Origin of the sequence: Rhizobium sp. AN80A (assembly GCF_030053015.1) — a bacterium.
Classification (GTDB): domain Bacteria; phylum Pseudomonadota; class Alphaproteobacteria; order Rhizobiales; family Rhizobiaceae; genus Rhizobium; species Rhizobium metallidurans.
Window position 1 is genome coordinate 796,303 of the sequence record NZ_JASJPX010000001.1, and the last position, 25,520, is coordinate 821,822.

Genomic DNA, 25,520 nt, shown 5'->3' on the forward strand with positions numbered 1-25,520 from the left:
CCCTACTCGCGCACGACATATGTATGGAACTTGATGCGCCCATCGATCCGTTCCTGGAACACGCCCTGGACCTCGTAGTTGAAGCCCGGGAAGCGGTTGAAGGACTCCTCGAAGGCCAGGAAATAATCGCGCATCGGTCGCGCCCTGTTGTCCCAGCGCTCTCCGGGCACGATCACGCCGATGCCGGGCGGATAGATCAGCGCCAGCGTCGCCGAGATGCGCCCGGCGGCTTCCGACAGCGGCACGTAGTCGACATTGTTGGCAACCAGCGCCTCGTAAGCCTGCTTCGACGAGATCGCCGGTTCCGGAAAGCTCTCGGAGCGGAAGCACAGGCGCTGCAGCTCCTTGACGCCGGCGGAGCGGTAGAAGCTGTGCATCTCCTTGCAGACCTGCCGCACGGTATAACCCTGATAACGCTCGCGATTGGCGGCGAAGACCGTCGGCAACACATCCTGCAGCGGCGCGTCGCGATCCCACAGGTTCTTGAACTTCACCAGCTTGGCGACCAGCGTGTTGAGCTTGCTCTCGTCTTCGGCCGGCGTCAGCAGGAAGAGCAGGCTGTTGAGATCGCACTTCTCCGGCACGACACGCTGCTCGCGCAGATAGTTAGCAACGACGGTCGCCGGGATGCCGAAATCGCGATACTCACCCGTCTTCCGGTCGATACCAGGCGTCAGCAGTGTCAGCTTGTTGGGATCGACCATCGTGTAACCGGGCGCATAGCCGGCATAGCCGTGCCATGTCGCCTCGGGGTCGAACCGCCAGCACTGCTGCTCGCGCTTTAAGACATCGGTCGGCACGTCTTCCCATCTGATCCCAGCGAGATCGCCGGTATGTTTGGACCCCGTGACGGAGATCTTGTCCGGCACGAAGGGATCGAAGAACCACTGTTCCTCGGCGCTTGTCGCCTTGCTCTCATAGTGCTGGACGAAGCCGCGCAGCTTCTTGCGAACCTCGATGCCGAGACCGATACAGCGGTCCCAGAGCATCTCTCCGGCCTTGCCCTCATGCACCTTCGCATTGACGTCGAGCGACGCAAACAGCGGGTAGAAGGGCGATGTCGAGACGTGCATCAGCAGCGATTCATTGAAGCGCTTGTGCTCGATGAAACGGCGCTGGTCGCTGATATGTTCGTCGCGCTTGTGGATCTGCGACGCCTGCGAGAAGCCTGCGCCCTGCTTGTGCACCGACTGCGTCGAAAACAGGCCGGGCATGTCGGGCTTGAGGTCCTTGAGCCGCATCGGGCTATGGCCCTCGAACAGCGGATGGAATGCGTTATAGCCTATCCAGGCCTCGTCCCAGAGGACGTAGTCGCAGAGGTGACCGATCTTCTCCATGACCTGGCGGACATTGTAGATCGTGCCGTCATAGGTGGCGAGCTGGATGCAGGCGAGCCGGAAGGGACGCTCGGCATTGGCCCGACTCTTGTCCGCGAGAAGCGGATGGGCCGCGATCTGCTGGCGCAGCCAGCCCTCGTCCCATGCCGCCCAATCGACGGCGCCGATCATGCCGAAGGAGTTGCGCGCCGTCGGCAGATAGATCGGGATCGCACCCGCCTGCACCAGCGCGCCCTGATGCAGCGACTTGTGATTGTTGCGATCGAAGAGCACGAGATCGCCGGCGCGCAGCACCGCGTTGGTCACCACCTTGTTGGAGGTGCTGGTCCCGTTCAGGATGAAATAGGTGCGATCCGCCCCGAAAATCCGCGCCGCCTGCTTCTGCGCCTCGACGGCGGGGCCTTCGTGGATCAGGAGATCGCCGAGATCGACATCGGCGTTGCACAGATCGTTGCGGAAGATGCTCTCGCCGAAATACTTGAAGAACAGCTGGCCGGCCGGAGACTTTCGATAGAACTGCCCGCCCTGATGGCCGGGGCAATCGAAGGCGATATTGGCCTCTCCGTCATAGGCCATCATGCCCCCGAAGAACGGCGGCAGCAGTGACTTCCCGTAATTGATCAGGCTGGAGACGATCTGCTTGGCGTAGAAGGCCGGCGTCTGCTGGCCGAGATAGACGAAGCCATCCACCTCGCCCGCCATCTCGACGACATCCATGTCGGCAATGCTGAGCGTATCCGCCATCGCCCAGACCGGCGTGCGGAAACCCGCCTCGCGCAACGAGCGGAGAAAGCCGCGCGCATAGGGAAGCAGGCCGCCTTCCACGGAGCCGATATAGGCGCCCACCGAGGCGTCTTCCGAAACGTCGGCCGTGTAATCATCGCGGAGTTCGACCTCGAAATTGTCTGCCGCGAGCTGCGCCAGCAGTTCCTGCACCTGGCGGTTATCGCGATCGACGACGGCGACGATCTTCAGCATCTTGTTGAACGGTATCGCAACCGTCGGGGATTTCACGTCGCGCGGGATCATTGGACCGCTCCATCCGCCACGCAATCGACCAGATAGCGTCGCCCGTTGCTGCCGGCCTCGAAGCGCAGGCCGTGAATATCGGTCTCGAAGCCCGGGAACTTACGATCGAAATCGCGCGCGTAAAGCAGGTAATCCTGAATGGATTTCGTCGTTTCGGTGATCCGCTCGCCGGGCATGATCAGCGGAATACCCGGCGGATAGGGAACGATCATCACCGCCAGGATGCGGTTCATCAGCTTGTCGATCTCGACGCTCTCGATCCGCCCCTTGACGAGATGGTCATAGGCGTCGGCCGGCCGCAGCGCCATCTCGGGCAACACCGTATACATCTCGCGCTGCGCGTTCGGCACATCGTCCTTGCGGTAGATGGCGTGGATCTGCTCGCAGAGATCGCGCAGGCCCATGCTTCCATAGGCCTCGGGATGAGCGGCGGCTAGTGCCGGCAGCGCCCGCGTCAAGGGCGCGTTGCTGTCGTAGAGATCCTTGAAGTTGATGAGCTCGGTAACGAGCGTGCTCCACTTGCCGCGCGTGATCCCCATCGAGAACAGCACGAGGAAGGAATAGAGCCCGGTCTTCTCGATCTCGATCCGTCGGGAGGAGAGGAACTTGGTGATGACGGCTGCCGGTATCCCGTGCTCCTGCATCGTCCCATCCGCCGAAAGCCCGGGCGACAGGATGGTGACCTTGATCGGATCGACCATCACATGGTTTTCGGCAAGCCCCGTAAAGCCATGCCAGGCGTCGCCGGGCTTCAGCACCCACTCCGCATGCGTATCGCTCGGCGTCTCCTCGGCGATCGTAGGCTCCCACACGTCGAACCACCAGCTGTGCCCCATCTGCCCGCACACCGCGTTCATCGCCCGGCGGAAGCTGATGGCCTCGTCAATCGTCTCCTGCACCAGCGCGCGGCCGGCCGGCTGCTCCATCATCGCCGCGGCGACATCGCAGGACGCGATGATGCCGTATTGCGGCGAGGTCGAGGTGTGCATCATGAAGGCTTCGTTGAAGCGCGTGACGTCGAGCTTCTTGTTTTCGGCGTGCTGGATGTGGATCATCGACGCCTGCGAGAAGGCGGCGAGAAGCTTGTGCGTCGAATGCGTGGCGAAGGTGATGGCGTTCTGCGAGCGCGCCGGCTGCGTCGACGAGATGCCGTGGAAACCGTCGTAGAACTCGTGGAAGTTGGCATAGGCATACCAGGCCTCGTCGAAGTGCAGCACCTCGACTGAATCCCTAAGCGACGCCTTGATGGCATCGACATTGTAGCAGAGGCCGTCATAGGTCGAGTTGGTGATCACCATCAGCCGGACCTTGCCGCTCGTTTCCCCCGCGAAGGGGCTGGCCGCGATCTTTTGGGCGATCGCCTCGGGCGTGAACTGATCCTTGGATATCGGCCCGATGATGCCGAGCCCGTTGCGCGACGGAATGAGATAGATCGGCGTCGCGCCGGTCATGATCAGCGAATGCAGGATCGACTTGTGGCAGTTGCGATCGCAAAGCGCGAGATCGCCGCGCCCCACCATGCCGTGCCAGATGATCTTGTTGGCGGTCGAGGTGCCGCCGACGACGAACAGGGTCTCATCCGTGCCGAAGATGCGCGCCGCGTTGCGCTCCCCCTCCGCGATCGGCCCGACGTGATCCAAAAGCGACCCGACGCTGCCGACCGACACCGAGATATCCGACCGCAACGTGTTCTCGCCGAAGAAGGTGTAGAAGAGCTGCCCGACCGGGCTCTTGCGGAAGGCGACACCGCCGCCGTGGCCAGGCGTATGCCAGGAATACGCCCCCTCCAGCGTATAATCCATCAGCGCCTTGAACATCGGCGGCGGAAGCCGGTCGAGATAATTACGCGCCGCCTGCACGATGGCACGGGCCATGAACTCGGCGGAATCCTCGAAAAGCCGCAGGAAGGCGTTGGCGTGGCGCAGCACGCTGGCCGGCACGTCCTCGGCCGTGGTGTCGTCGCCGAACAGGAAGATCGGCAGCCGGTCGTTCTTGCGGCGCTTGGCGCTCAGGACCTCCTCCAGCACCTGCCAGCGCGACGCCTTGTCCTCCGTGCCATCGACGGAAACCAGCCAGGCCGACTCCGTGTTGAAGATATGCACCAGACGCCGCGCATCCTCATAAGTCACGCCGGAGACGACACGAAACCCCTCCGCCTCGATGGCGGCCGCCAAAGCGCGCATCCCGCGGCCGGCGGCACTCTTGCCGTCGAAATCCTCGTCGATGACGGCGATCGGAAATGACTTGTGGAATTCCATGCGCCCCTCCAGAACCCAAGTTTGGACAACGGCTGTCATGCAGCCCCATGCGTCTCGAATTGGGCGGATGGTACACGGCAGGTTGAGGACCGTCGTTGATTGCAGTCAACGTGAGGGCAAAAGCAGACGGCGAGGCGAAAAGACGCCTACTCGGCCCATTCGGCATCGGCGGTAAAGGCGATCGTCAGCCAGCGATTGGCGCTCTCGCCGCCGATCCGCTCTCCGATGTCGTCGCGCAACGCGTCCCATTCCTCGATCGTCTTGGCGGGTAGTCCCTGCGGAACGATGAAGTAGAGCTCGACCTCCGTCGCCCTTCCGACGCGGGCGACATAGGCGCGGTACGAGAGGAAGCCAAGGCGTTCGACGGTCTCAGCCGCCACCTGGTCGACATGTTCCTGCAGGTCGACTGGCGCGATCAGCAGCACCTCGCTCAGTGCCTTCCAGATCGTGCCGATCGGCAGTGGGATCATCACCAGGCATACGAGGCCGAGTACCACGGGATCGACGTAGCGGGCGATCCAGGCCATTGGCGTCGGCAGCACCGCGAGACCGATCACGAAGGCGACGAGGAGTGCGAAGGCGATACCGCCCGACATGATCCAGGCCTTGATGTCGAGCGCGATGAAATCGGATTTCAGGCTGCGGTTCAACGCGATGCCGATCGATGCCATCACCACGCAGACGACAAGCGTGGCGCCGGAATAGACGATCGCGGCGCCGAAAAACAGCTCGTGCCCGCCGTTGATGATGCTGATGACGGCGTTGATCAGCGCATAGACGGCGACCGTGACCAGCAGGCAGCCATTGAGCAGCAGAACGATGGGTTCCAGATGCCAGAATCCCATGGTGAAGCGATTGCGAATGCGGCGAGCCTTCTCACTATTCTGCGCCGACCGCACGATCAGGCTGGATACCCAGAGCGCAAGCCCGGTCATCGCGGCATCCGCCAGCGAATAAACGCCGTCGAAGGCGATCGAAAACGAGCCCGAGACAATGCCGAAGACGATGCCGAGGGCTGCCACCACCACCGTTGCTGCGATCGATATGGTCAAAAAGCGCTGCTCGTTCCGCATCGTCGTCTCCGCTTGAGCTCCCCATCGCATTCTAGCGCGTTCAAGCGATTGGTGAAGGCGTGACGAGGGGTCGCGGACTACGCATTGATCCGGATTGCGAGGCCAGTGGATTGGGAAGAGGATGCGAGTGGCCACACGACAAGGGAGACCATCCAACGCGTGTCACGGCCAACGTCTCACGGCTATCGCCCACAGCGGAAACCGATCTTCGGGAGGGATTTCATGACAACCTCGCAGAACGGGAAAAGCCTCGGGCTTGCCGCCTGTACCGCGATCGTCGTCGGCAATATGGTCGGGTCCGGCTTCTATCTTTCGCCGGCCGCGGTGGCGCCCTACGGCAATCTGGCGATCCTGGTGTGGATGATCATGGGTGCCGGCGCGATCTGCCTTGGGCTGACCTTCGCGCGACTTGCCGGCATGGTGCCGGCCGTCGGCGGTCCTTACGCCTATACGCGGCTTGCCTATGGTGATTTCGCCGGCTTTCTCATCGCCTGGGGTTACTGGATATCGATCTGGTCGTCGCTGCCGGTCATCGCCATCGCCTTCACCGGCGTGATGGTCGATCTCTTCCCTGTCTTCGGCAACCGGCTCACCGCAACGATCCTGACGCTCGGCGTCATCTGGGCTATCGTTCTCGTCAACCTGCGCGGCGTCCACGCGGCCGGGCTCTTCGCGCAGGTGACGACCTATGCCAAGCTCATCCCCTTCGGCGCCGTCGCCATCATCGGCCTTCTTTACATCGACACCTCTCATTTCGCCGAATTCAACCCGAGCGGCCAATCGCTGCTGCAATCCTTCGCGGCCTTGGCGCCGCTGACCATGTTTGCCTATCTGGGTCTGGAATCGGCCACTGTTCCCGCTGGCGATGTCCGGGACGCGCGCCGGACAATCCCCCGTTCGACCGTGCTCGGTATCTCCATCGCCGCGGCTCTTTATGTCCTCGGCACCGTCGTCGTGATGGGCGTCGTGCCGCGCGCGCAGCTTGTCAATTCCGTCGCGCCCTTCTCTCAAGCGGCGGGGTTGATGTGGGGGCGAGGCGGCGAACTGGCAATCTCGATTGCGGTGGTGATCTCCTCGATCGGCGCGCTCAATGGCTGGACGCTGCTGATGGGTCAGGTGCCGATGGCCGCCGCCCGCGACGGGCTGTTTCCGCCGCTCTTCGCCCGCCTCTCCACGCGCGGCGTGCCGGCGATCGGCATGGTCGTCTCCGCCACCTTCGCGACCCTGCTCGTCCTCGTCCAGGCAGTCGGATCGGACAGTTTCGCGGCGGTCTACCGGCTGATGGTGGGGTTGAGCACGATGACGGCCGTCGTCCCCTACGCCTTCTGCGCGCTTGCCGGCACCCTTGTCGCCTCGCGGCTGAGCAACGGGCAGAAAACGCCCCGCGTCACCATCATCGAATTGATCGCCTTCCTCTTCGCCATGTTCACGCTCTATGGCTCAGGCGCCGAGCCGGTGCTCTACGGCATGGTGCTTCTGATGCTCGGCATTCCCGTCTATGTCTGGCAACGGCGAAACGGTGATATCGCGCGGCTGGAAAGCGTCGAAACGCAAAGCGGGGCGCCGATACGCCCCGCTGCTTCTCTCTAACCTTTGCCTCTTCCGGTCAGCCTGCTCACCCGTGCCAGCTAAGCCCACCGAAGCGGCCATCGATGATCGTGCCCAAATCGCCCCGCACCATCCCGGCGATATCCGCGAGCGATCCGATCGCCGCAGCCTTGCCCGTCGTCTCGGCGAAATGACATGCGGCATCGACCTTCGGCCCCATGGACCCCGCCGGAAAATCGAACTCTTTCATGTCACCGGGGCGGGCCTTGTGAATGGCCTTTTGCGACGGCTTGCCCCAGTCGAGGCAGACGGCTGGCGCGTCGGTCGCCATGATCAGGAGATCGGCGCCGATCTCGCGCGCCAGGAGTTCCGAGCAAAGGTCCTTGTCGATGACGGCCTCGACGCCAACCAGGTGACGTTCCTTGCCCTTCTCGTACATGGTCGGTATGCCGCCGCCGCCGGCGCAGATGACGATGGTGCGCTGATCGAGCAGCCAGCGCACCGGGCGGATCTCGAAGATGCGCTTGGGAAGCGGCGAGGCAACGACGCGGCGCCACTTGTCGCCATCCTGCTTGAACACCCAGTTCTTCTCCGAGCGGATGCGATCGGCATCCGCCTTCTCGTAGACCGGGCCGACGAACTTGGTGGGGTTCGTGAAACCAGGATCGTCGGCATCGACCTCGACCATGGTGAGCAATGTCGCCAGCGGCTGCTCGAAGGGCAGCACGTTGCCGAGCTCCTGCTCCAGCATGTAGCCGATCATCCCTTCGGTCTCGGCGCCGAGCACGTCGAGCGGATAGGCCTCATCCGGCTTGTAGGCGGCGCCCTGCAGCGCAAGCAAGCCGACCTGCGGACCGTTGCCGTGGGTTATAATCAGCTGATGCTCGGCGGCCAGCGGCGCGATCGCCTCGGCCGCTACCCGCGTATTGCGTCTCTGGACCTCCGCGGTCATCGCTTCCCCGCGCCGGAGAAGAGCGTTGCCGCCAAGCGCGATGACGATCCGCATCCTAGTCTCCCAATGTCGCGACAAGCAGCGCCTTGATCGTGTGCAGCCGGTTTTCCGCCTGCTCGAAGGCCACATTGGCCTCGGATTCGAACACCTCGCCAGTCACCTCAAGGCCATTGCTCATGCCGTAATCCTCGGCGATCTGCTTGCCCAATGTCGTCTCCGTGTCGTGGAAGGCCGGCAGGCAGTGCATGAACTTGGTCTGCGGATTGCCGCTCGCCTTCATCAACTCTTCGTTCACCTGATAGGGCGTCAACAGCTTGATGCGCTCGCGCCAGACGTCTTTCGGCTCGCCCATCGACACCCAAACGTCGGTGTGGATGAAATCGACGCCCTTCACCGCCTCCTTCGGATCGTCGGTGATCAACAGCCGCGCGCCGGATCGCTCCTGCAATTCCCTCGCGATCTTGATGTATTCCTCGGCCGGCCATAGCGATTTCGGCCCGCAAATCCGGACATCCATGCCCATCAGGCAGCCGACGATCAGCAGCGAATGCCCCATGTTCGAGCGTGTGTCACCGATATAGGCGTATTTGATATCGGCGATCGGCTTGTCGGCATGCTCGCGCATGGTCATGACGTCGGCGATCATCTGCGTCGGATGATACTCGTCGGTCAGGCCATTATAGACGGGCACGCCGGCATAGCGGGCCAGCGTCTCCACCCCGTGCTGCGCCGAACCGCGATATTCGATCGCATCATACATGCGGCCGAGCACGCGCGCCGTGTCCTTGAAGGATTCCTTGTGGCCGATCTGCGAGCCGGACGGATCGAGATAGGTGACGTTCGCCCCCTGGTCCGAGCAGGCGACCTCGAAGGCGCATCGCGTGCGCGTCGAGGTCTTTTCGAAGATCAGGCAGATCTCCTTGCCCTTCAGGTGCTGCTGCTCGGTGCGAGCGTATTTGGCCCGCTTCAGGTCGCGCGCGAGATCGAGAAGATAACGGAATTCACGCGGCGTATAATCCTGCACGGTCAGAAGCGAACGGTTGCGCAGATTGAAGCTCATGGTCTTGCTCCGTAGGGCTGTTTCAGGATGTCTGATGTCAATAGGCGGGGTCGCGCCAGATCGGGCATGTCATGCAGTGCCCGCCGCCGCGACCGCGGCCGAGTTCGGAACCGCGAACGGTGATGACCTCGATGCCCGCCTTGCGCAGCAGCGTGTTTGTGTAGGTGTTGCGGTCATAACCGACCACCACGCCAGGCTCCAAGGCGACGACGTTGTTGCCGTCATCCCATTGCTCGCGCTCGGCCTGGTAGGCGTTTCCGCCTGTTTCCACGACCCTGAGCTTGCCGACACCGAGCGCCTTGGCGACGATATCGAGCATCGGCTCCGTCTCGGGACGAATGTCGAAATTGCCGTCGTCATCCGTCTGCACCATGCTGTAGCAGCGGATCTGATCGACGACTTCGGCAAAGAGCGTCACGACATCGCGGTCGCAGAAGCTGAAGACCGTGTCGAGGTGCATGGCCGCGCGGCTCTTCGGCATCAGGCAACCGATGACCCTGGTGACGGCCTTGTTCTTGAACAAGGAGCGCGCGACCTGGCCGACCGCCTGGTAGGTGGTGCGCTCGCCCATGCCGATCAGCACGGTGCCGTTGCCGATCGGCATGACGTCGCCGCCCTCGATTGAGGCGTTGGCGAAATCCTCGTCGCTATCGCCCCACCAGATCTTGAAATCGCCGTCGCGGAACAGCGGGTGAAACTTGTAGACCGCGCGCTGGATCAGCGTCTCTGGCTGCCGCGCAGGCCAGAACATCGGATTGCAGGTGACGCCGTTGTAGATCCAGCACGAGGGATCGCGCTGGAAGAGCGTGTTCGGGATCGGCGGAATGACGAATTCGGTCTCGGACAGCGCGCTCAGCATCAGCGCCTTGGCCTTCACGTCGGGCAGGTCGGAAATGGCGATGCCGCCGATCATGTAGGCGGCGAGCTGTGTCGACGGCATCTCGTCGAGCCAGGGCCGCACCGCCTCGGCGATCTGCGAACCCAGCACATTCGGCGTAATGCGTCGATCCAGCACGAAGTCGCGCGCCGGCTTGTCGACCAGGGTCTGCGCCAGCATGTCGTGCAGTTCGAGCACCTCGACGCCGCGCTCCTGCATCTTCAGCACGAAGTCGTAGTGATCCTTCTGCGCCTCATGAACCCAGAGCACGTCATCGAAAAGAAGATCATGGCAATTGCCCGGCGTCAGACGCTGGTGAGCCAGCGACGGCCGGCAGACCATCACCGTTCTGAGCTTGCCGACTTCCGAATGAACCCCAAAACCACGCATCAAGCTCTCCTCCAAGCTGCTTGGGATAGCGATCGCCCTGCTACCCACGGATGGCATGAGCCTAACGGGACGGGTTCGACCGTGTCATTGATCGCAAGCAATCCGCCGCGCGCTATTCCGTGTCGGCGACAAACATGCGCGACGTCGGGAATGGCGGTCCCGGCGGAGCCAGCCGCCGGGACCGCCGCCACCCGCAAGCCCGGATCATTCCACATAGAAGACGAGATTGCCGTTGCGCGCCCGCGTGACCCATTCGATATCGTTGGGAGTCAGTTTCTTCGCCTTCAGCTGTTCGACCAGCCACTTGTTGGACCGTGCCGCGGCCTGAACCGCCTTTACCTCATCCGCCGTACCCGGCTGAGGCAGCGCGCCAGTCTCGATCGCCGTGCGATAGCTGACCACCGAGAACCGTTTGCCGTGGTAGGCCTTGACCGCACCGGGCAGATTTTCGGCCCAGTTCATGCGCCGGTATTCCTTGCGATCCTGTTGCGCACCGACAGGGGCCGCCATGACGGCGGCGATCGCAATTCCTGTCGCAAGGGCCAGCTTTCTCATCGTAGGGGCTCCGTCGAGAACTTGGGGAAAGTTCCGAGATCATAGGCCATGCGTGGCCACCAGGCATTGAGCGGGATCAACGCATTCCGGCGCTCGAGGTCGAGCCGATGCACCCAAGAGCAATGTTTTCAACGCTCAAGCTACCATAGAGTTTACGCGATGCTACGCCTGCACAGGGCAGCGACGTGGTAATATACAGTTAGATAGAGGGTGGATTTGGGGAACCGCGCTCTCGCGCTTTCGTTGCATTTGAGGGAGAGCTTACTCGATGGCGAATGACCTGACCGTGCACCTTGTCGATGACCAGGAGATACCGCGGCGATCGTTGACGTTCCTGCTGATATCCTCCGGCTTCGCGGTCCGCGCCTATGAAAGCGCCTCGGCGTTTCTGGATCAGCTGCCCCTATCCGGCAGGGCCTGCCTCGTCAAAGTCACGCGGATGTCCTGCGTCGATGGATTGCAGCTACTGGAGCGGCTGAATGCGCTCAACGCGAACATTCCCACGATCCTTGTCGGTGGCGACGGGGACGTGGAAACGGCCGTGCAGGCGATGAAGGCCGGGGCCGCCGATTTCATCAAGAAGCCGTTCGAGGACCAGACGCTCATCGCGGCGATCAACCAGGCCGCGTTACGCCGAACACCTCCATCGCCAGTGCCTGTCGATACCGAGATGGTCGCCAATCGGCTGCGGCAGTTGACCGATCGGGAACACCAGGTTCTTGCCGCCGTTCTTGATGGCCTGCAGAACAAGATGATCGCCTTCAATCTCGGCATCAGCGCCCGCACGGTCGAGGTTCATCGCGCCAATGTCATGGCGAAGATGGAAGCGCGCAACCTTGCGGAATTGCTGCGAATGGTGTTGACCTCGGGCGGTATGCCGCAGCCCGTTGCGGCACGCAGTCAGGCCCTGCCAGCCGTTCCAGTCCGCCTACTCTAGGCTGCGTTCAACAAAGCCATTGAAACCACTCATGGTTATAAGCTATGCTCAATTAGCAGGGACTGAATAGAATTGCGTGGTCGTGTCGGAGGGGCATCATGAGCAACGCAAAGGTCGAGTTTTCGGGCGAACCGAGACCTAATCCCGAAGACATTCTCCAACAACTCGAGCGTGTTCTCGCCAGCGACGAGTTTCACTCGCCGGAGCGTGGCAGGAAATTCCTTCGCTTCGTGGTCACCGAGACGCTGGAGGGACGTGCCCAGTTCCTCAAGGCCTTCACGATCGCCAACGAAATCTTCGGTAGGCAGAGTTCGTTCGACGCGCAGAACGACCCGGTCGTCAGGATCGAAGCCGGCCGGATTCGCCGTGGCCTCGAGCGTTATTATCTGGTTGCCGGGCAGGCCGATCCGATCGTGATCACGATCCCGAAGGGGGGGGTACGTTCCTCATTTCGATCATGCCGAGCCAACCGGCGCAGCCGCCGATGCCGAGCCTCGGTCGGAGCGCGAGACCTTGCACCTGCCGGTCGATCGCAAGACGCGGGACACACGGTTTATCTCCATGCTGGCGGCCGGCGCCGTGTTCATGATCGCGCTTGCAGCCGGCTATCTCCTGTTGCCCGCGGGCTCCTTGAAGAGCAGCATCGGCATGCGGCAATCCCCGCTCGCCGATACGTCGAGCCCGATGATCATCGTGGACGAGTTTCAATCGGATGGGGCCGAAGGGTCGACCGTCGACATCGCGCAGGGGTTGAGAGACGAGGTCATCGGTCAGCTCGCGACGTTCGACGACATCGTCGTCGTCGCCGATCCATCTCGGAGCAATGATGGGAACGCGAGCGGCTTTGCCCTGCAGGGCAGCGTGCAACGCGACGGCAACAAGCTGCGATCCATCTCCCGGTTGATCCGGCGGTCTGACGCCGCCGTAATCTGGGCGAACAATTACGACGCCGATCTTGAGGCCAAGAGCATACTGCAGATCCAAGCCGACATCGGACAGGATATTGCCGTCGCGGTGGCTCGACCCTATGGCGCGATTTTCACGGCTGGCACCAACAAAATCGCGGAGCCGTCGATGACCGAACTGAGCGGGGCATACGACTGCACAATGGCCTACTACAGCTACCGCCGCGGAATGGATACGCAAAGCCATGCCGTTGCCCGTGACTGTCTTCTTCGCGCGACCGATCGCTTCCCGACCAACGCCTCGTCATGGGCGCTGCTCTCCCTCGTCTATCTCGATGAAATCCGGTTTCGCTACAAGTTCGGCTCGCAGCCCTCTCCCGATGCCATGACGCGGGCGACGGAGGCGGCGGAGCGCGCGACGGCGATCGATCCGAACAACACCCGCGCTCTGCAGGCGCAAATGCTGGTCAGCTTCTTCACAAACGATATCGACAGGGCGCTGAAACTCGGCGCCGCCGCCTACGCCGCCAACGCCAACGATACCGAGGTTGCCGGCGAATACGGGTTGCGGCTCGCCATGTCTGGAAAGTGGCAATCCGGCTGCGAGTTGGTGTCTCGCGCCGTCAACAAGGATGCGGGACCGAAGGGATATTATGAAGTCGGCATGGCGCTTTGCGCTTTCATGCGCGGTGATCTGCAGGCCGCGGAGCTTTGGTCGCGTATGTCTGACCTGGAGTACAACCCGATGCACCGCCTGGTCCTCATGTCCATCCTCGGAGCGCAGGGCAAGACCGAGGAAGCCCTTCAGCTGAAGGTATGGCTGAACGCCAACGCGCCGGAGATGATGAAGAACGTCCGCGAGGAAGTCTCCCGTCGCCTCCAGCGCACAGAAGATCAGGACCGCTTTTTTGGCGGCTTGCGGGTGCTGGGTGTCGGCAACGAGGTCGCCAACCTCAGGATCGACCACCCGAAGTGAAAACTGATGATTGGTCGGCCCACAGGCGTCGGCCTTCCGCCATGCGAGGTCGCTAGCGCGGTCGCGACGCGTCCCTGATTTCGCTGATCGCCGAAATCTCCTTGACGACACGTGTCCCGATCGCATCCTGGAGATCGAAGGCGGTTTGACCCGTCGTGTCGTGGTCGAACCGCTTCGCCCAGATCACGCGGCCGTCAGCGCGACGGATCAACCGCAACTGCACGTGAAGCGCGTCGTCCTCGAAGGTGACGTTGCCCTGCAACGCGAACACCGCGTTTCCCGTTGTCGCCGCTGGAGATGAGCCGGCGGGGGTCAGGACCACGACGCCATCAAGCTTCGTGAGCTGCGAGATGATCTGGTCATTCAGGCCTCTGGCGATTTCCACACCGCCCGATGGAGCCCCGAGGGTGGCGAGCGGCTCGACGACGATCCGCGCACCGCCCGCCTGGTCCTCGGTTGCGGCAGGCCGGCTAGGCGCCGGCGTGAGGTATTCCTCGAGCGGACGGATAAGAGCCAACATGGCCAGCACCGCGAAGATGGCGGGAACACCGACCGGCACCAGCAGATCCCGATAGGAAAGCTTGCGTTCGCCCCGCCGTGGCTGCGCCGTTGCGCTCGTCTCGCCCGAGCGGGCGGCAGGCCCATTTGCCGATCCGCCGACCCCGGCTCTTCGCTCGAAATGCGGCGCGTAATGTCCTTTGGGAATGGTGATGTGAACGGGATCGCCACTTCCGCTGACGAGGTAATAGCGCTCCAGCGCGCGGCGGATGCGGCCGGCCTCGATCCGCACGACGGGATCGCTCTGCGCGTCGAAGTCGGGGCCCCGGCCAAAAACGGCCTGCGCGATATTATAGGCGGTCAACCACTCGCTTCGACCGCCGATCGCCTCCTCGACAATATGGCGCAGGAAGCGACGCCCCCGATCCGGCGCCTGGAACTCGCGACTTCTCAAGATCCGCTCGAGCTGTTCGATGATCTCGGCACGGTTCTGTTCGGCGTCGCGGTCTTCGCCGTCGCTCGATGCCATCGATCCCTCCTGCGGAAAGACCCGGTCGTTCTGTGGGGCTTGGGCGTTATACACCGCCCGCGCGAAGAGAGCTTCCGTAGGACTACGTAAGGGGAATTTCGAATGTGCCGCGTCGCGGGACTTGCCTATTCTTCCTGGGAACGGAGGGAGATACGATGTTGCACGTTCACGATCTGCGACAGGAGTCTATCCAAGTTCCCACGCGCCCGCGCGCCTTCGAACCTGCCGCCCGCGCCGACCAGACGATCCGGCTGAAACAGGATCAGACGATCTACAGCGAGGGCCAGAAAGTGCTCGCCTTCTACCAGGTCGAAGCCGGCGCGATCCGGATCTATCGGTTGATGCCGGATGGACACAGGCACATATTGTCCTTTTGCGTGAAGGGCGACTGGTTCGGCCTCGAACAGGGCGATCGGCGCGCCGACTTCGCCGAAGCTGTGTGCGAGGCACGGATACGCCCCTTCGCGACCACCGGCAGCAGCACGTTCACGAACAACCTCCTCAACATCGCACTTGCCAATCTTGCGAAGGCACAGTCGCGGCAGATGGCGATGATCGAGCAGAGCGCCTTGAAGCGTGTCGCCGTCTTCATCCAGGAAATGGCCGAGCGTCATCCCGACGAGAGCGAATTCGACCTGATGATGTGCCGCAGCGATGTCGCCGACTATCTTGGCCTCACGATCGAAACGGTGGCGCGCTCCTTCACCAAGCTGCGAGAGAGGCGGATCATCCGCCTCAAGGGCAAGCTGCAGCGATGCGTGCAATTGCTGGACAGGGACGCGCTCGCCGCGCTCGCGCTTTAAACGGATCGCGGCAACGCCACGGCGGATCGCGAACGACGTTAACCGCTGACAACAGGAGGTCCCGATGACACATATCGCATCCTGGCGTGCAACCAAACGGCTCTGGCCGGCCTTGGCGATGATTGCCGCCTCCGTCGCCCCACTCTATCCTAGCGTCGAACGGTCGGCTTACGCTGCCGACGACCCGTTCGAAAGCTTCCCGATGATCATCCACTGCAAGCAGAAGGATACGACGCACGCCTTCTACCTCTCCAGGGTCACGGACGCCGGCGTCGCGACTTACGTCGCCTCCGATCGCATCGCCGGCACGATCTCGCTGGATGGCCGAGCCAAGGCCGTCGGTGGCGAAGGCGGCGGCAATTGCGTCGGCAAAACCCTCCAGGACCTCAGGGACTCCAATCAGGTCTACGACTTGAAGCCGCAGTGATCCTTATTGGCCTGCAACCACATCGCAAGCTGATGAGCCGCAGTCTCTGTAGCCGGTCCCTGCCGCAACATCGTATGATATCGACAAGGCAGCGTGGCGGGGAGAAGCGCGATGGCAGGCGGTAACATCTCCAGGAACGTTATCGGCTGGTCGCGGCCGCTGAGGCTGCATCTCGGCGTCCTCGTCGTGGCGTCTTTGCTTTGCACGTCAATGCCGATCATCTGGATGGCCTTCAGTCAGGGCACCGATGCCGCCGTGACAGCCGGCGCGCAACAGATGCGCCAGATGAGCCTGCGCTTGATCGACGGGTACCGCACGACCTTGCGGCAAGCCGACGAAGCTGTCGCGCTGGCCTCAACCATGCCGCAACTCGTCTCGACGCCTCCCGAGGACATGGAGAGCAAAGAGAAGCTGTTTATGGAGATCCTGCGCAACGTTCCCGACGCGACAAGCGTCTACGCGGGATATCCCGACGGCTCCTATCTGCAGGTGATCAGTATCGTGCGCGAGGAGGTGCGACAGGTATTGTCGGCGCCCAAGGAGGCGGCCTTCGCGATCCGCACGATCGCACGCCGGGACCGGCCCGATGTGATATCAACGCTGCGTTTTCTCGACGCCCGCACAGGCGTGGTCGAGGAGCGTGCCATAAGAGATACGTCCTTCGATCCGCGGGACCGGCCATGGTATCGGGCGGTGGTTCAGGACGGCAAGGCAGTCTCGGTCGGGCCTTATGTCACGGGAACGCTCAAGGCACCGACGTTGACGATCGCCGCGCCAATGCAAGGCAACGGCAAAGTCGTTGTCGGCATCAATATCCACCTGAGAACGATCAGCAGCCTCCTGGACGCACATGACATTTCACCCCGCGCCCGCGCCTATATCATAGATGGCGCGGATTACCTGGTTGCCCATTCCGATTCCGACGTCATGAGCAAGCTGGTGGAGCTGTGGTCGCGAAACACGGGGGGTATCCAGGCGACGGATCGCAACTTCGATACCAGCCTTGCCGCGGTCAACACATTAAGGCGGAACCCTGCCTTCGCCACCGGCGGCTCGGCGAGACTGGAGCTAGAAGGCGAACGCTATCTCGTGCAGATCGCGCCGATCAGCGTTTCGGGCCTCTTTGCGGGAAGCGAGGCGGTAATCGTCGTTCCGCTTTCGGATCTGGTGGCGCGCGCAAACCAACTATTGATGCGCAATCTCCTTGTCGCCGCCGGCTTTGTCATCGCCGGCGTGATTGCTTCTGTGCTCCTGTCGCGCATGGTCAGCCGTTCTCTCGACCAGCTGGCACAGGAGGCGCGCAGGATCGGCGATCTCGATATTCGTGAAAAGGGTATGTCGCATTCCTGGATCACCGAGATCAACACGCTGGCGACCGCCCTTGCGGCGAGCCGCCATGCCATCGGCCAGTTCGCGCTTTACGTGCCGCGCGAGGTCGTTCGGCGGATCGTCAACCCGGACGGACAGGGGATCGCCAAGGCGAAGAGACAAGATGTCACCGTGCTGTTCAGCGATATCCGCGACTTCACGGCCATCTCCGAACAGCACACACCCGAGGAAGTGGTGGAATCGCTGTCGGACTATTTCGAACTGCTGAACAATATCGCCGAACAGCATGGAGGAACGGTCGTTCAATATCTGGGCGATTCCATTTTCGTCATGTGGAACGCCCCGGTAGAAGCCATCGAGCACGTGCAACAGGGCTGCCGATGCGCGCTCGCGATGAAGGCCGCCGTTGACGCGATGAATGCCACCAATCGCCAGAGCGGGCGTCCTGTCCTGTTCACACGCTTTGGATTGCATACCGGACCGGCGGTCGTCGGAAGCTTCGGCGCGGCTTCTCGTCAGCAATACACCGCGATGGGTGACACGATAAACGTCGCATCGCGGCTCGAAGGACTGAACAAGGAGTTCGATACGTCCATCCTCGTCAGCGGGCCGGTGAGGGATACGACCGCCGATCATTTCGACTTTCGCTCGCTCGGGCCCGTACAGCTCAAAGGCCGCGCCAGCAAGGTGGATGTGTGGGAACTAAGGGGAGAACGGCACGCTGAACAGACATCGCGCTGAAGCGCGCCCCCCGGAGAGCGGACGACCGTGCTTCGCTTACAGCGTTCTACCAGCGGCAAAGCCGCGCTCCTAGCGGAACGACGTCGGCCTCCATTCGTTCTTCATGAATGAACAGGAGGACCACAAGTCATGTCGAACGTCGTCAGGAACGGTGAGAACGCCGTCAACAATGCCACGACATCCAACACATTTGGAAAATCCGTGGAAAGCCAAGCTCAGATGGACGATGCAGCCCAGGCCGGCGCCAGCAATATCGGCTCAGGCGAGATGTTAAATCTCTATCGGCTGGAACCTCTGGCCGCCCCCGACGACCCGCGCTGGGATAACGCGCCCGGTCACGGCACGCTGATCGTGGCTGCGCGGACATCCGGAGATGCGCGCATTGTCGCTGCTTCCAAGGAACTGGACTTCATGGAAGTCGATGCCGCGCCGGCCGATGACGTCACGACAGTCAATGCCAGCGCCTTCAGGGACGACAAGCTCTATACCGTGATCGAAATCGAACACGGACGCGCCGGCCTGCGGAGAGGTATCGTCGAGGGAACGGTCTCGGTCGACACTATTATATCCGTGCAAGTGTGACGCCTCCGGCGCCTGACACGGCCTTCCGGGCATTCCGCCTCAAGGCAACGAGGTCCGGGCGAACGTTTCCGGCGGCGTCCACCGTTTACACTTCGCGGACGGGCAATCCACTCCGACGACGACATCTACGGCAGTGACGGGCAAAAACCGAGTGCGACCGTCGCAACCTCGCGGAGCCGTTCTCGGCCGTGGACGCGGCGCTGGCGGAACAACAGGCCCGGGCGTCCGTTAAGCCCATGTCTCGGGAATAAACCCTACCCGAGATTCTCCTGTGGCAAGGCGTTCCTGGTTCAGGGCGCTTTGCCGTCGGGTTCTGGAATAGGAGACGATCATGCAAAATCACGCCAAGCAGACAGCCGATGAATATCGCCACCTTGGCGGGCGCCGACTGGCGGCGTTCGACGACAACAAGGCCTCGGTTCGCGCCTGGGACAAGGATACGCCGGAAGCCGAGCGATTTTGGCAGACCAAGATCGCACCCTTGCCTGAAAGGGAAAGGGCCGAGGTTCAATCCTACCTCCCCTCGATCGTCGACGAGGCGGACGAGCCACGCGGCAAGCAATGATCGCTTGCGGCCGGTCGGCGATCGCTTTGCCGGCTTGCATTCTGCCCGCGCGAGCGCACGTTGCACTCAATGTGATATGAATGGCTGCAGCGGCTACAGGCCGTTGCTCAACACCCGCTGACATGGCGGCGAAAGCCGCGCGAAATTATCCCGCAAGCAGGCAACACCGCGTCCCCCGCCAAGCGGGACCGCATGGCAAAGGGCGCGGAAGTCCGGTCCGCATGTGCGACGCATGACGATGAGTTCCTCTCGTGGCGTGAACGATGCCATTGGCACCGCAGGCACGGCACCCCTCGCCGCGCTACCGGCGCCTGCCGCCGTGGAGGGCCCGGCTCCGCCGATCGCGCCGACCGCCGCCTGACAGGATGGCGAGAGCGTTGCGTTGTGCTGCTGCAGACAGGCAAGCGCCTGCGCGCCACCGGGCGTCACCCCGGGGCACTGGGCGATGAAATCTGACCGGCACGACGATTTGACCGCATCGCGCTGCGCCGCGGTGGGCTGGCCAGCCTGTCCCGGCGCGGCGGGCGGCGTTGCAGCGGTCGTTTGCTGTGCGCTGGGGGCTTGGGCAGGCGCCGTATCGTTGGAGCTCTTCTTCGTTCCCTCCACCGCGGAGATGGCATCGCGGCAGGGCTTGGAAAGCGAGGCGTCATGCTTCTGAAGACAGCTCAAAGCCTCCATGCCGCCCGGCGTTACTCCGGAACATTGGGCGATGAAATCCGCCCGGCAGGCCGAACGAATAGCATTGCGCTGTGCATCGGTCGGCTGCTGGGCGCCGGCCAGGACTGGAACGGCGCATATTGCCGAGATGGTAGTGACGATGACAAGGGCCGGCGTATGCAGCCGGCCGCCAGAGTGGCCGGACCCGGCGCTCGAGATCACCGCCGAAATGGTCGCAAACATCCCCATCGCGCCCTCCCTCAAGGAACACAATCCGTCTTATTTAGTGATTGTTAATATATACCGGAAGTTCCGGATGAATGCCATGGCTCAATTTGCACGGCAATCAGCAAGAACCGGCTTCATCGGGAGGACCATGTCTTCCTGTCCGCTGGCCGAAAGACCACCGACAGCGTTTCAGCCGTTGGCCAGCCGGCCTTCGTGAAAACGTGGCGCATCGCTTTGACGCGCGCTTATCTCGGCCGCCACCAGCGCCTGCAGACGCCAAAGATTGCGATCGCGAATTCCCTCCGCCTGAAGGTCCACGATCGTATTGCGCAAATACTGAGCGCAGGAGCCGCCCTCTCCACATGCGCCGGAGATAAGCGATGCGGCCTCGTCGAGCGGTACCAGCTTCGTCAGTCCAGCCCGCTTGCCGCCTGCCCAGAAGGTCAAGGCCTTGCGCATGCCATTGGGTGTCTTGACTGACAGCCAGCGAACCATGTCCGTGACCTCCCGGTACCTGATCTCTCGGGCAACGAGAGCCCGCAGATCCTGGCGCCGTCGCTCCTCCGATAACAAAAACACGACACCGTCACACTGGCCGCCGCGCTCGAGCGCCAGCATCAGGCCGGGCTGCGCGGTGGTGGCGCGCCAACGCTCGATCTTGAGGGAGAAGGACCGATGCCATCCATAGGCGGTGGCGCGCTGGCGCCCTGCTGCCTCAAATTCCGGGTTCCAGATCAATGACCCGTAGGCGAATACCCAGATCGGCTCGCCTCCAGCATCGCTTTCGATCGACTCGACCAGATGATCGATTTCCGCTTCCGATATCGGTGTCCAGCCTGGTTCCGGGCCGTCATCGCGGACGTCTCTGATGGTCAGGGCGACCAGTTCGGGCGTAAGCTGCATCATCTTATCAATCCGCCTCGCGGCAAGTGTTCGTATTGGCGGGCGCGGCGAATGTTCGCCGCGCGCGGGACTTTTATCAGGACTGGACGAAAGCCAGCAGGTCGGCATTGAGGACGTCGGCGTTGACGGTCAGCATGCCGTGCGAGAAGCCCGGATAGGTTTTGAGCGAACCGTTCTTCAGAAGCTTGGCCGACTTCAGTGCGGAATCCGCGATCGGAACGATCTGGTCGTCTTCGCCGTGCAGGACAAGCGTCGGAACGGTGATCGCCTTCAGGTCGTCCGTCTGGTCCGTCTCGGAAAAGGCCTTGATGCCGTCGTAATGCGCCTTGGCGCCGCCCATCATGCCCTGGCGCCACCAATTCTGGATGACCCCTTCCTGAACCTTGGCGCCATCCCGGTTGAAGCCGTAGAACGGACCGGCCGGAACGTCGCGGAAGAACTGCGCCCGGTTGGCTGCCAGTGCCGCACGGAAGCCATCGAACACTTCGATCGGCAGGCCTTCGGGATTGCTCTCGGTCTTCAACATCAGCGGCGGAACGGCGGAGACGAGCACGGCCTTGGCAACACGCCCGGAGGGCTGGCCGAACTTGGCGACATAGCGGGCGACTTCGCCACCGCCGGTGGAATGACCGATATGAACGGCGTTCTTCAGGTCCAGCGCGTCGACGACGGCGAAAGCGTCGGCCGCGTAGTGATCCATGTCATGACCGTCGGCGACTTGGGCGGAGCGGCCGTGGCGCGGCGGTCATGAGCGACGACGCGATAGCCCTTCGAGAGGAAGTACAACATCTGGGCATCCCAATCGTCGGAAGACAGTGGCCAGCCGTGGTGGAAGACAATCGGCTGTGCGTCCTTCGAACCCCAGTCCTTGTAGAAGATTTCGACGCCGTCCTTGGTGGTTACAGTGCTCATGGTCATATCCTTCTTGAAGTGAGTGGTTGTGGAAATATGGTCTGCGGAAAAAGCGGAGGTCGCAGGAAGGGCTATCGCAGTGGCGAGGGCTGCTCCTGAAAGCGGGACACCACGCCGGGAAATGGAAAGTTCATTGTTTATCATGTCTGCTCCTGCGACCTCGTCCGCTGCCGTCTAGCGGGGCGGCGTGTTGTTCTGATGACGCAGTAATGCCGGGATTTACGCTCAGCCACAATTGAAACAATAATTGAGATTGAATTGCGAAAAATGCAATTATTCGCTGGCGCGGGGGATTCGCGCGGCGTTCAGGCCATGCACGTATGAAAAAAGCCCGCGGCTGAGCCGCGGACTTCTTGAGGCCGTGACCGGGAGAGAGTTGGTCAGGCGGCCTGAACCTTGCGCGCGGTGCGCGCCCATGCCGGCAGCCAGTCGCCGTGCGCGGCCAGCAGTTCGTCTGTCATCGCCCAGATCTGGTCGAGGTCGAGTTCGGCCGCCGTGTGCGGGTCCATCATCGCGGCGTGGTAGATGTGCTCGCGGTTTTCCGTCATCAGCGCCTGAACCGTCAGTTCCTGTACGTTGATGTTGGTGCGCATCAGGGCGGTCAGCTGCGGCGGCAGGTCGCCGACGAAGGTCGGCTGGATGCCGGATGCATCGACGAGGCAAGGCACTTCGGCGGCGCAATTGTAAGGCAGCGAGGTGATGCAGCCGTTGTTGCGGACATTGCCGTAGATGACGGAGGGTTCGCCGGTCCAGACCGAATTGATGATCGAGGAGGCATATTCCTTCGACTGCTTGACCTCGATCTTGTCGGCCGAGCGATAAGCTTCCGCCTGGCCCTTCCAGCGCTCGATCTGCTCGATGCAGCGCTTCGGATATTCGTCGAGCGGGATGCCGAATTTCTCGATCAGGTCCTCGCGGCCCTCCTTGACGAAGTAGGGCGTGTATTCGGCGAAGTGCTCGGAGCTTTCGGTGACGAAATAGCCGAGGCGGGTCAGCATCTCGTAGCGCACCTTGTTCGGGCAGCGCGGGTTCCAGCCCGGCTTCGGCGCACGTCCCTCGCGGTAGGCACGCACGAGATCTGGATAGAGGTCCTTGTAGGAACCGTCGGGCTGACGATGCTCGAACTTCAGGTAGAAGGCCATGTGGTTGATGCCGGCCGAGCGGTAGCGGATGTCCTCGTAGGGGATATCGAGATCGTGCGCGAGTTCCATCGCCGTGCCCTGCACCGAATGGCAAAGGCCGACCTGCTTGATGGTGGGGTACTTCTCGGCGATCGCCCAGGTGTTGATCGCCATCGGGTTGACGTATTGCAGCATGATCGCTTCCGGGCAGACCGCGAGCATGTCCTCGCAGATCTTCCACAGGTGCGGCACGGTGCGCAGGCCGCGCATGATGCCGCCGACGCCGAGCGTGTCGGCGATCGTCTGGCGCAGGCCGAATTTCTTGGGAATATCGAAGTCGGTCACCGTGCAGGGCTCATAGCCGCCGATCTGGAAGGCGACCACCACGAAGTCGGCGCCTGTGAGCGCCTTGCGCTGGTCGGAATAGGTCTCGGCCTTGGCCTTGACGCCCAGCGTCGAGATCAGCTTGTTGACGACGATGGCGCTCTCTTCCAGGCGCTGCGGGTTTATGTCCATCAGGGCGATGGTCGCGCCCGACAGCGCGGGCCGCTGCAGCACGTCGCCGATGATGTTCTTCATGAAGACGGTGGAACCAGCTCCGATGAAGGTGATCTTGGGGTTTCTTGCCATAATATCCTCCGGCATTGGCAATCAGGCTACTTCGAAAGCGGCTTTGACGAGCCGTTCGGTGTAGGCGGTCTTGGGATTGGTGAGAACTTCGTTGACGGGTCCCTCTTCCATGATCTTGCCATGCTGCATGACGATCACCCGGTGGCAGAGGGCACGCACGACCTTCAGATCGTGCGAAATGAAGAGGTAGCTGAGGCCGCGTTCATCCTGCAGCTTGCGCAAGAGCTCGATGATCTGCGCCTGGACCGAGAGGTCGAGCGCCGATGTCGGCTCATCGAGCAGGATGAATTCGGGCTCGAGCGCGATGGCGCGCGCAATGGCGATGCGCTGGCGCTGGCCGCCCGAGAATTCGTGCGGAAAGCGCGACAGGATATTGCCCGGCATGCCCGCGGCGATCAGCGCCTCGCGCACGCGGTCCAGCCGCTCGGCCTTGGTCGCGCCGAGCTTGTTGACCACAAGCCCTTCCTCGATGATCTGGCCGATCGTCATGCGCGGGTTGAGCGATGAGAACGGGTCCTGGAAGACGATCTGCATGCGCGAGCGCAGCGGCCGCATCTCGGCGCGAGATTTGCCATGGATCGGCTGGCGGTCGAAATAGATCTCGCCATTCTCGGCGTCGTTCAGCCTGAGCAGCGCCTGCCCGAAGGTCGTCTTGCCAGAACCGGATTCGCCGACGAGCCCCAGCGTTTCATGCTTGCGCAGCGTCAGCCCGAGGCTGTCGACGGCAACGAGTTCCTTCAGCTCCGGCTTGAAGAAGGTGCCGTGCCGCATCATGAAGGAGACGCGCACGCCCTTGGCGTCGAGGATGATTTCTGATCCCTCGGGCAGCGGGTTTGCCTGACCGCGCGGCTCCGAGCTTAGCAGATGCTTGGTGTAGCTGTGCTGCGGATTGGCGAAAAGCTTTTCCGTCGTGTTGTGCTCGCGCATTTCTCCGTGCTGCATCACATAGACGTAGTCGGAGAACTGGCGCACCACCGTCAGGTCGTGGGTGATCAGGATCACCGCCATCCGCCTCTCTTGCTGCAAATTGCGGATGAGATTGAGGATCTGTGCCTGCACCGTCACGTCGAGCGCGGTGGTCGGCTCGTCGGCGATCAGGACGTCAGGATTGTTGGAAAGCGCCATGGCGATCATCACGCGCTGACGCTGGCCGCCGGAAAGCTGGTGTGGATACTGCTTGAGGCGCGCTTCCGGATCTGGGATCTGTACCTGCTTCAGAAGTTCGAGCGCCCTGGCCAGAGCCTGCTTCTTGCTCATCTTCTGATGGACACGGATGGCTTCGACGATCTGGCTGCCGATCGTGTAGATCGGGTTCAGCGAGCTCATCGGCTCCTGGAATATCATCGAGATACGGTCGCCGCGCAGCTTGCGGCGCTCCCGCTCGGGATATTTCAGGATATTGGCGCCGTCATATTCGACGGTCGATTTCGGCGCGACGACGGCGCGCTTCGACAGGAGCCCCATGACGGTGCGGGCGGTGACGGACTTGCCCGAACCGGATTCACCGACGATGGCGATCGTTTCCCCGCGGTAGAGCTGGAAGGAGATATCCTTCACCGCTTCCACGGTGCCATGCTCGACCTTGAAGTTCACGCCGATGTTGCGGGCGTCGATGACGGGGCTTTCCTTGTGCGCATCGTGATCGAGGCGGACGGGCGGGGCAAACGAGTTGACGAGTGCGAGAGCCATGTTCTTCAC

Annotated in this window: 20 protein-coding genes and 1 pseudogene; 8 read left to right on the forward strand and 13 right to left on the reverse strand. The window is 62.3% G+C overall.

Annotated elements, in window-relative coordinates; translation table 11 throughout:
* Nucleotides 1-2: 2 nt before the first annotated feature.
* From speC to P3R82_RS03770, 3 genes are all read right to left on the reverse strand, one after another.
* Nucleotides 3-2,366, reverse strand: coding sequence for an ornithine decarboxylase (speC, locus tag P3R82_RS03760; RefSeq protein ID WP_283193054.1), 2,364 nt, complete (start codon nt 2,364-2,366; stop codon nt 3-5).
* A complete protein-coding gene (locus P3R82_RS03765; RefSeq protein WP_283193055.1) occupies nt 2,363-4,624 on the reverse strand; it encodes an arginine/lysine/ornithine decarboxylase in 2,262 nt (753 codons plus the stop codon). Before P3R82_RS03765 ends, speC begins: the two co-directional genes overlap by 4 nt.
* A 146-nt stretch (nt 4,625-4,770) precedes the next feature.
* Nucleotides 4,771-5,697 (reverse strand): cation transporter, encoded by a 927-nt coding sequence (locus tag P3R82_RS03770; protein WP_283193056.1) that lies wholly within the window; start codon nt 5,695-5,697, stop codon nt 4,771-4,773.
* 222 nt (nt 5,698-5,919) lie between these two features.
* Here P3R82_RS03770 and P3R82_RS03775 point away from each other — a divergent pair, with 222 nt between their 5' ends.
* Nucleotides 5,920-7,287, forward strand: coding sequence for an amino acid permease (locus P3R82_RS03775; protein WP_183898364.1), 1,368 nt, complete (start codon nt 5,920-5,922; stop codon nt 7,285-7,287).
* A gap of 25 nt (nt 7,288-7,312) precedes the next feature.
* Here the strand turns inward: P3R82_RS03775 and arcC are convergent, their stop codons facing one another.
* From arcC to P3R82_RS03795, 4 genes are all read right to left on the reverse strand, one after another.
* Nucleotides 7,313-8,251 carry a carbamate kinase gene (gene arcC / locus P3R82_RS03780; protein WP_283193057.1) on the reverse strand — a complete coding sequence of 313 codons (939 nt, stop codon included), beginning with the start codon at nt 8,249-8,251 and terminating at the stop codon, nt 7,313-7,315.
* 1 nt (nt 8,252) lies between these two features.
* Nucleotides 8,253-9,257 carry an ornithine carbamoyltransferase gene (locus tag P3R82_RS03785; protein WP_113199426.1) on the reverse strand — a complete coding sequence of 335 codons (1,005 nt, stop codon included), beginning with the start codon at nt 9,255-9,257 and terminating at the stop codon, nt 8,253-8,255.
* 37 nt (nt 9,258-9,294) lie between these two features.
* Nucleotides 9,295-10,524 carry an arginine deiminase gene (gene arcA / locus P3R82_RS03790; RefSeq protein ID WP_283193058.1) on the reverse strand — a complete coding sequence of 410 codons (1,230 nt, stop codon included), beginning with the start codon at nt 10,522-10,524 and terminating at the stop codon, nt 9,295-9,297.
* A gap of 204 nt (nt 10,525-10,728) precedes the next feature.
* Entirely contained in the window at nt 10,729-11,079 is a 351-nt protein-coding gene (locus tag P3R82_RS03795) for a hypothetical protein (RefSeq protein WP_283193059.1), read from the reverse strand.
* A gap of 268 nt (nt 11,080-11,347) precedes the next feature.
* Here P3R82_RS03795 and P3R82_RS03800 point away from each other — a divergent pair, with 268 nt between their 5' ends.
* Together P3R82_RS03800 and P3R82_RS03805 are read left to right on the forward strand one after the other, a co-directional pair.
* Nucleotides 11,348-12,016, forward strand: a complete 669-nt coding sequence (locus tag P3R82_RS03800; RefSeq protein ID WP_283193060.1) for a LuxR C-terminal-related transcriptional regulator — start codon at nt 11,348-11,350, stop codon at nt 12,014-12,016.
* A 513-nt stretch (nt 12,017-12,529) separates the two neighbouring features.
* Nucleotides 12,530-13,897 carry a hypothetical protein gene (locus tag P3R82_RS03805; RefSeq protein ID WP_349294030.1) on the forward strand — a complete coding sequence of 456 codons (1,368 nt, stop codon included), beginning with the start codon at nt 12,530-12,532 and terminating at the stop codon, nt 13,895-13,897.
* Between the two features lie 52 nt (nt 13,898-13,949).
* On the opposite strand, the gene P3R82_RS03810 is transcribed toward P3R82_RS03805, so the two are convergent.
* Entirely contained in the window at nt 13,950-14,924 is a 975-nt protein-coding gene (locus P3R82_RS03810) for a hypothetical protein (RefSeq protein ID WP_283193061.1), read from the reverse strand.
* Between the two features lie 155 nt (nt 14,925-15,079).
* Between P3R82_RS03810 and P3R82_RS03815 the strand changes: the two genes are divergently transcribed.
* The 5 genes from P3R82_RS03815 (at nt 15,080) to P3R82_RS03835 (ending at nt 19,371) form a co-directional block, all read left to right on the forward strand.
* The gene (locus tag P3R82_RS03815) at nt 15,080-15,727 is read left to right on the forward strand and encodes a helix-turn-helix domain-containing protein (RefSeq protein ID WP_283193062.1); all 648 of its coding nucleotides are present in this window, start codon (nt 15,080-15,082) and stop codon (nt 15,725-15,727) included.
* A gap of 64 nt (nt 15,728-15,791) precedes the next feature.
* On the forward strand, nt 15,792-16,154 hold the full coding sequence (locus P3R82_RS03820; protein ID WP_283193063.1) for a hypothetical protein: 363 nt from the start codon (nt 15,792-15,794) through the stop codon (nt 16,152-16,154).
* A 141-nt stretch (nt 16,155-16,295) separates the two neighbouring features.
* Nucleotides 16,296-18,224: an adenylate/guanylate cyclase domain-containing protein gene (locus tag P3R82_RS03825; protein WP_283193504.1), complete on the forward strand. Its 1,929-nt coding sequence runs from the start codon at nt 16,296-16,298 to the stop codon at nt 18,222-18,224.
* 129 nt (nt 18,225-18,353) lie between these two features.
* Nucleotides 18,354-18,806, forward strand: coding sequence for a hypothetical protein (locus P3R82_RS03830; RefSeq protein WP_283193064.1), 453 nt, complete (start codon nt 18,354-18,356; stop codon nt 18,804-18,806).
* A gap of 331 nt (nt 18,807-19,137) precedes the next feature.
* Complete coding sequence (locus P3R82_RS03835) at nt 19,138-19,371, forward strand: hypothetical protein (protein WP_283193065.1); 234 nt, start codon at nt 19,138-19,140, stop codon at nt 19,369-19,371.
* Nucleotides 19,372-19,464: 93 nt separating this feature from the next.
* Here the strand turns inward: P3R82_RS03835 and P3R82_RS03840 are convergent, their stop codons facing one another.
* From P3R82_RS03840 to P3R82_RS03860, 5 genes and pseudogenes are all read right to left on the reverse strand, one after another.
* Nucleotides 19,465-20,277, reverse strand: coding sequence for a cysteine rich repeat-containing protein (locus P3R82_RS03840; RefSeq protein ID WP_283193066.1), 813 nt, complete (start codon nt 20,275-20,277; stop codon nt 19,465-19,467).
* 168 nt (nt 20,278-20,445) lie between these two features.
* Complete coding sequence (locus P3R82_RS03845; protein WP_283193505.1) at nt 20,446-21,159, reverse strand: gamma-glutamylcyclotransferase; 714 nt, start codon at nt 21,157-21,159, stop codon at nt 20,446-20,448.
* 76 nt (nt 21,160-21,235) lie between these two features.
* Nucleotides 21,236-22,215 (reverse strand): annotated as a pseudogene (locus P3R82_RS03850) (alpha/beta hydrolase).
* 236 nt (nt 22,216-22,451) lie between these two features.
* On the reverse strand, nt 22,452-23,822 hold the full coding sequence (locus tag P3R82_RS03855) for an alpha-glucosidase/alpha-galactosidase (RefSeq protein ID WP_283193067.1): 1,371 nt from the start codon (nt 23,820-23,822) through the stop codon (nt 22,452-22,454).
* A 21-nt stretch (nt 23,823-23,843) separates the two neighbouring features.
* The gene (locus tag P3R82_RS03860) at nt 23,844-25,511 is read right to left on the reverse strand and encodes an ABC transporter ATP-binding protein (RefSeq protein ID WP_283193068.1); all 1,668 of its coding nucleotides are present in this window, start codon (nt 25,509-25,511) and stop codon (nt 23,844-23,846) included.
* Nucleotides 25,512-25,520: the final 9 nt, after the last annotated feature.